The following is a 6,656-nucleotide window of genomic DNA, read 5'->3' as shown; positions in this document are numbered from 1 at the left end:
TCACCGTGGACGTCGAGTACGCCGCCGAGTACCGCATCGGCGACAGCGGGTGGCTCCCCGTCATCGGGACCCTGCCGATCCCGACCGAAGAACCCCACACGGTCCAGATCGTCCGCAACTCGACCGTCGGCGTCGACAAGCCCTGCCGACCCGGCACACCCGCCATCGGCTGCTGACACCGGCACCCGCCCACCACGGTGAGCGCGCCCCACCGGCGTGAGCGCACCCCTCCGGAGACCCGCGCTCACGTCACCGGGGCGCGCCCACGCCAACAAACCCGCGCTCGCGCCAGCGCACCGCGCTGACGCACGCCACCACCACGGGTCAGTGCGCGCCCATCAGCGGGATGACGAGCGGCGTGTGCGACTCGGGGTCGTCGATGATCCGGCAGCGGAGCCCGAAGACCTCCTCGACGAGCTCGGCCGTCACGATGTCCGCCGGCGCACCCTGCGCGACCACGTGTCCGTCGCGCATCGCGATCAGGTGCGTCGCGTACCGGGCGGCCTGGTTGAGATCGTGCAGGACCGCGACGAGGGTGCGGCCACCCTCCTGGTTGAGCCGCGTGAAGAGGTCGAGCAGCTCCACCTGATGCGTGATGTCGAGGAAGGTCGTCGGCTCGTCGAGCAGCAGCAACGGCGTCTCCTGAGCGAGGGCCATCGCCACCCACACCCGCTGGCGCTGGCCGCCGGACAGTTCGTCGACGAGGCGACCGGACAGCTCGGTGACGTTCGTCGCCTCCATCGCCGCGAGCACCGCCGCTTCATCGGCCGCCGACCAGCGTCGGAGGATCGACTGGTGCGGGTACCGTCCGCGCGACACGAGATCGATCACCGAGATGCCGTCGGGCGCGATCGACGACTGCGGCAGCAGCCCGATGCGTTTCGCGACCTCCTTCGACGGGTAGCGCGTGATCTCCTGACCGTCGAGCACGACGTGCCCCTGGGTCGGCTTCAGCAGCCGGGCGAGGGCACGCAGGAGCGTCGATTTGCCACAGGCGTTCGGCCCGACGATGACCGTGAACGAGTCGTCGGGGATCGCGATGTCCAGCTCGTGGATGATGGTCCGCTGGTCGTAGCCGACGCGGAGGCCTGTCCCGGCGAGTCTGGTGGTGGGGCTGTCGGTCTTCATGTCAGCGCTTTCCCGCCTGCGTGATGAGCAGGGCGATGAGGTAGATGCCACCGAGGGTCACGGTCACCGCACCGACCGGCAGGGCGGCCGGGGCGATGATCCGCTGAGCCACGACGTCACTCACGAGGAGCAACGCCGCGCCCATGGCGGCCGAGGGGACGAGGGTGATGCCGGCGGACTTCGTCAGTCGCCGGGCGAGTTGGGGTGCGGCGAGGGCGACGAAGATGATCGGGCCGGCGACCGCGGTGACGGTCGCGGTGAGCGCGACGCCGATCACGAGCAGCAGCAGCCGCGTGCGCTCGACCGGGATGCCGAGGGCGCTCGCGATGTCGTCGCCGAACGCCAGCATGCCGAGTCGGCGGGACATGAGCGCGAGGAGGGGGACGAGGACCGCGACGGCGATCGTCATGGGCACGACGTCCTGCCACCCGAGGTCGGCGAGCGAACCCATGCCCCAGCTCGCGGCCGCGATGGCGGCGTTGAGGTCCGCCCGCAGCTGCAGGTAGTCGTTGAACGCGTTGAGGACGGCGCTGATCGCGATGCCGATCACGATGAGCCGGAAGCCCTGGACGCCCTTAGACCACGCGAGGAGATAGACGACGAGCGCCGTCGCGAGCCCGCCGATCAACGCACCGGACACCGTGGCCGCATAGTTCCCGCCGACGACGAGGGTGACGATGAGCGCGCCGGTGAACGCGCCGGAGTTGAAGCCGATGATGTCGGGACTGCCGAGCGGGTTCCGGGTGATCGACTGGAAGATCGCACCGGAGAGCCCGAGCGCGATCCCGCCGACGACGGCGATCACGACCCGCGGCAGGCGCCACTCCCAGACGATGCGGAGAACGCTCTCCGAGCCCGTGCCGGTGAACGCGGCGAGCAGCTTGTCGAGCGGGATGCGGTACTCGCCCTGGGTGAGCGCGAAGGCGCCGACCCCGACGACGACGGCGACCAGGGTGCCGACGACGACCAGCTCGCGCCGGTGGACCACCCAGCTGACCCGACCGACCCGCACGGTGCGCCGACCCGGCTCGGCGACCGCGGTCACAGCCCCTGCGCCTTCGAACGGCGGATGAGCACGATGAGGAGCGGGGCACCCACGAACGCCGTGACGATCCCGACCGGCATCTCGCCGGGGACGGCGATCCGCCCGACGAGGTCGGACAGCAGGAAGATGATCGGCGCGAACACCATCGTGAACGGGAGTACCCAGCGCTGGTCCGGTCCGACGATGGCGCGGGCGAGGTAGGGCGACATGAGTCCGAGGAAGGCGATCGGTCCGGCCGCCGCGGTGGCCGAACCGCACAACAGGGTGATCGCGACGACCGAGAGCACCCGCGTCCGGAGCACCTTCGTGCCGAGCGAGGTCGCGAGGTCGTCTCCGAGGGCGACGGCGTTGAGTGACCGCGAGACGACGAGCGCGAGGACGACTCCGACGATGAGGAACGGCAACACCCCGAGGAACACGTCCATCTGGCGGTTTTGCAGTGATCCAGCCTGCCAGAAGCGGATCTTGTCGAAGATGTCGGGGTTGCGGATCGTGATGGCGAAAGTCACCCCCTGCAGCGCTGCGGAGAGCGCGACGCCGGCGAGCACGAGGCGGACCGGGGTTGCCCCGGCGCGGCCCCGGGAGCCGATCACGTACACGATGACGGAGGCGAGGCCCGCGCCGGCGAAGGACCACCACACGTACGAGCTCAGGTCGGCGGTGCCGGCGATGGCGACGGCGAGCACGACCGCGATGTACGCGCCGGCGTTGACGCCGAGGATGCCGGGGTCGGCGAGCGGGTTCCGCGTGACGGCCTGCATCATCGCTCCGGCGAGACCGAGCGCCGCTCCGACGCCGATGGCCAGGAGCATGCGCGGCACCCGGAACCCGGTGACGAGGATCGCGTTGGTGTCGTCGCCGCCCTGCGTGAGGGCGCGCCACACATCTGCGGCACTGATGGTCCCCGAGCCGATGAAGAGGCTGCCGACGGCGATGGCGGCGAGCACGACGAGCGCTGCGACGAGGAGGAGCCAGCGTGAGGCGGTCGATCGGGCGATGCCGGTCGACGTCTCTCGTGCGCGGGCGGCCGCGGTCGGGAGCCGCAGGCTGTCGAGGTCGGCGCTCACCGGCTCATCGGTTGTCTTCGGCCTTGCCGTGTCGCCAGTAGCCCATGAACGCGACCGACTTGCGGTCGACGCCGCACCCGGAGACGAGGTGTCGGCGGAGCGTCTTGATGGCCGACGCCTCTCCGGCGAGCCACGCATAGAGCGGTGCGCTCTCGAGGACGGGGCCTCCGGTCGCGTTGACCGGTGCTTCCCAGAGCAGCTCGGTGTCGACGTCGACGTCCTCGAGTGCCGGCTGCGTGGCGATCGTGGCGGTGTCGACGCTCGGCGCGAGGCGGCTCGCGATGCGCTCGACCTCGGGGATGAGCAGGGTGCCCACGGGCTGGTCGCCGCGCGGGAGGACGACGACCTCGATCCCGTCGGGCTTCGTGGACAGGGCGGCGATGTCGTCCTCGTGCGGCAGCTCGACGACGGCGATCCCGCGCGCGGTGCTCGGCAGGCGCTCGAGGATCCCGGCGATCCCGGGCAGGGCCGTCTCGTCGCCGGCGAGGAGCACCTGGTCGACGGTGGCCGGCGCATGCCAGTCGATGCCGCCGGCCGGGACGGCCGACCGGGCGTTCGGGACGTTGACGACGAGCTCGTCGCCGACCTTCGCGTCCATCGCCCAGGTGGACGCGGGGCCGACGCGGCCGTGCAGGGCGATGTCGACGTCGAACTCGGCGAGCTCCGGCCGGACCTCGCGGATCGTGTACGTGCGCATCGGGTGACGCTTGTCGTTGGGCAGCAGCCGCCAGGCCTGGTACCAGTCGTCGTGCATCGGCAGCTCGTCGAAACCGGTGTCGGGCAGCGGGAAGAGCAGCTTGATGCGCTGATCGTGGCGGTTGTCCGCGATGTGCTGGACCTCGGGGCCCGTGAACGTGAAGCGCCGATAGCTCGGGCTCACCTGCTCGATGCGCCGGACGACGGCTGCGAGGAGGATGAAGATCGAGTCGGGGGTCTGTTCACTGAGGCGAGGCATCGATAGGTAAGCCTACCCTTCGATGCGCTGAAGGTCACCCGCCGATCGCACCTTGTCGGCGGGGAGTGGCGGTGGTAAACTTGAGTCAGATTCACTCAAGTTTTGAACAGGAGATCCTACCCATGCCAGCAGGCCAGACGCCTCAGCAAGAGGATCAGCGCAGCGCGCTCGAGCAGTACGGCGTCAACCTGACCGAGATCGCCGCCTCCGGCAAGCTCGATCCGGTCATCGGCCGCGACGCCGAGATCCGCCGCGTGAGCCAGGTCCTCACGCGGCGCACCAAGAACAACCCCGTCCTCATCGGCGAGCCCGGCGTCGGTAAGACCGCCGTCGTCGAAGGCCTCGCCCAGCGCATCGTCGCGGGCGACGTCGCCGAGAGCCTCAAGGGCAAGCAGCTCATCTCCCTCGACCTCTCCGCGCTCGTGGCCGGCGCCATGTACCGCGGGCAGTTCGAGGAACGCCTCAAGGCCGTACTCAAGGAGATCGACGAGTCCGACGGACAGATCATCACCTTCATCGACGAGCTCCACGTCCTCATGGGTGCCGGCGGCGGCGAGGGGTCCGTCGCGGCGGCCAACATGCTGAAGCCCATGCTCGCCCGCGGCGAGCTGCGGCTGATCGGCGCGACCACGCTCGACGAGTACCGCGAGTTCATCGAGAAGGACGCCGCCATGGAGCGTCGCTTCCAGCAGGTGTTCGTGGCGGAGCCGAGCGTCGAGGACACGGTGGCCATCCTCCGCGGCCTCAAGGAGCGGTACGAGGCGCACCACAAGGTGGCCATCGCCGACAACGCGCTCGTCGCGGCGGCAGCCCTGTCCAACCGCTACATCACGTCGCGGCAGCTGCCCGACAAGGCGATCGACCTCATCGACGAGGCTGCCAGCCGGTTGCGCATGGAGATCGACTCGGCCCCCGTCGAGATCGACGAGCTCCGACGCAGCGTCGACCGTTTGAAGCTCGAGGAGCTCGCCCTCAAGAAGGAGAAGGACGACGCCTCGAAGGAGCGCCTCGCCCGCCTTCGGGAGGACCTCGCGACCCGCCAGGCCGCGCTCGGCGAACTGCAGGCGCGCTGGGAGCGCGAGCGCGCGAGCCTCAACCGGGTCGGCGACCTCAAGAAGCAGCTCGACGCCGCCCGGAGCAAGGCCGAACGCGCCCAGCGCGAGGGCAAGCTCGAACAGGCGTCCAAGCTGCTCTACGCCGACATCCCGCAGCTCGAACGCGAACTCGCGCTCGCGGAGTCGGCCGAGCAGGACACCGACGGCGAACCCCGGATGGTCAACGACCAGGTGACCGCCGAGGACATCGCCGCCGTCATCGCCGCGTGGACCGGCATCCCCGTGGGTCGCCTGTTGCAGGGCGAAACGGAGAAACTGCTGCACCTCGAGCAGGAGCTGTCCCGCCGACTCATCGGGCAGCACCGTGCGGTCGCCGCCGTGTCCGACGCCGTCCGGCGCACCCGGGCCGGCATCTCCGATCCCGACCGCCCGACCGGCTCCTTCATGTTCCTCGGCCCCACCGGCGTCGGCAAGACCGAGCTGGCGAAGGCGCTCGCCGAGTTCCTCTTCGACGACGAGAAGGCCATGGTCCGCATCGACATGTCCGAATACGGCGAGAAGCACTCGGTCTCCCGGCTCGTCGGTGCACCTCCGGGGTACGTCGGCTACGAGCAGGGAGGGCAGCTCACCGAGGCCGTCCGTCGACGCCCGTACTCCGTCGTGCTGCTCGACGAGGTCGAGAAGGCGCACCCCGAGGTGTTCGACATCCTCCTCCAGGTGCTCGACGACGGCCGATTGACGGACGGACAGGGGCGCACCGTCGACTTCCGGAACGTCATCCTCGTGCTGACGTCCAACCTCGGCTCGCAGTACCTGATGGACGCATCGCTCTCGCTCGAGCAGAAGGAGGAGGCCGTCCAGCAGCTCGTGCGCCAGGCCTTCAAACCGGAGTTCATCAACCGTCTCGACGACATCGTCGTGTTCCAGCCGCTCAGCGAAGCGGAGCTCGGCCAGATCGTCGAGCTCTACATCGATCGCCTGCAGCGTCGACTGGGCGAGCGTCGGCTGCACCTCGCGGTCACGCCCGATGCGCGTGCGTGGCTCGCGGAGCGCGGATACGACCCCATGTACGGCGCGCGTCCGCTGCGTCGACTCATGCAGCGGGAGATCGACGACCGCCTCGCGCGGGCGATCCTCGACGGCTCGATCCGCGACGGCGACACCGTCCACGTCGGGCTCGCGAGCGACGGCGACGGCCTCACGGTCGAGCGAGCGGTGGTCCCGGCCTAGCCCGGCTGCTTGCGGCCAGCGCGGTGCGCTGACCCGAGCGCAGCCTATCGACGTGAGCGCGCCCCTCCGGAGGGGTGCGCTCGCGCGTCTGCCCTGCGCTCGCGCGACAGCACCGCGCTGGCATTGACCCCCGAGTGGGGGAGGAAACCCCTGGTGCCCGACGGATGCCGCGCACT

The 6,656-nt window shown here is 70.1% G+C and carries 5 protein-coding genes; 1 reads left to right on the top strand and 4 read right to left on the bottom strand.

Annotated features, from left to right (window positions below; genetic code table 11):
* Positions 1–324: 324 nt before the first annotated feature.
* The 4 genes from HOW07_RS07270 to HOW07_RS07255 are packed head-to-tail and all read right to left on the bottom strand — an operon-like array spanning position 325 to position 4,195.
* Entirely contained in the window at positions 325–1,128 is an 804-nt protein-coding gene (locus HOW07_RS07270) for an ABC transporter ATP-binding protein (protein ID WP_175116463.1), read from the bottom strand.
* A 1-nt stretch (position 1,129) separates the two neighbouring features.
* Positions 1,130–2,173: an iron chelate uptake ABC transporter family permease subunit gene (locus HOW07_RS07265; RefSeq protein ID WP_175116462.1), complete on the bottom strand. Its 1,044-nt coding sequence runs from the start codon at positions 2,171–2,173 to the stop codon at positions 1,130–1,132.
* Positions 2,170–3,240: an iron chelate uptake ABC transporter family permease subunit gene (locus tag HOW07_RS07260; protein WP_371743600.1), complete on the bottom strand. Its 1,071-nt coding sequence runs from the start codon at positions 3,238–3,240 to the stop codon at positions 2,170–2,172. Before HOW07_RS07260 ends, HOW07_RS07265 begins: the two co-directional genes overlap by 4 nt.
* A 4-nt stretch (positions 3,241–3,244) precedes the next feature.
* Complete coding sequence (locus HOW07_RS07255; protein ID WP_079001297.1) at positions 3,245–4,195, bottom strand: siderophore-interacting protein; 951 nt, start codon at positions 4,193–4,195, stop codon at positions 3,245–3,247.
* Positions 4,196–4,317: 122 nt separating this feature from the next.
* On the opposite strand from HOW07_RS07255, the gene HOW07_RS07250 reads away from it, so the two are divergent.
* Positions 4,318–6,480, top strand: coding sequence for an ATP-dependent Clp protease ATP-binding subunit (locus tag HOW07_RS07250; protein WP_175116461.1), 2,163 nt, complete (start codon positions 4,318–4,320; stop codon positions 6,478–6,480).
* Positions 6,481–6,656: the final 176 nt, after the last annotated feature.

Origin of the sequence: Plantibacter sp. MCCC 1A11337 (assembly GCF_013349365.1) — a bacterium.
Classification (GTDB): Bacteria; Actinomycetota; Actinomycetes; order Actinomycetales; family Microbacteriaceae; genus Plantibacter; species Plantibacter flavus_A.
This window is presented reverse-complemented; position numbering and strand designations above follow the sequence as displayed.

Coding starts and splice junctions, on each gene's coding strand:
- HOW07_RS07250 (WP_175116461.1), top strand. CDS start 4,318: ATGCCAGCAGGCCAGACGCCTCAGCAAGAGGATCAGCGCAGCGCGCTC.
- HOW07_RS07255 (WP_079001297.1), bottom strand. CDS start 4,195: ATGCCTCGCCTCAGTGAACAGACCCCCGACTCGATCTTCATCCTCCTC.
- HOW07_RS07270 (WP_175116463.1), bottom strand. CDS start 1,128: ATGAAGACCGACAGCCCCACCACCAGACTCGCCGGGACAGGCCTCCGC.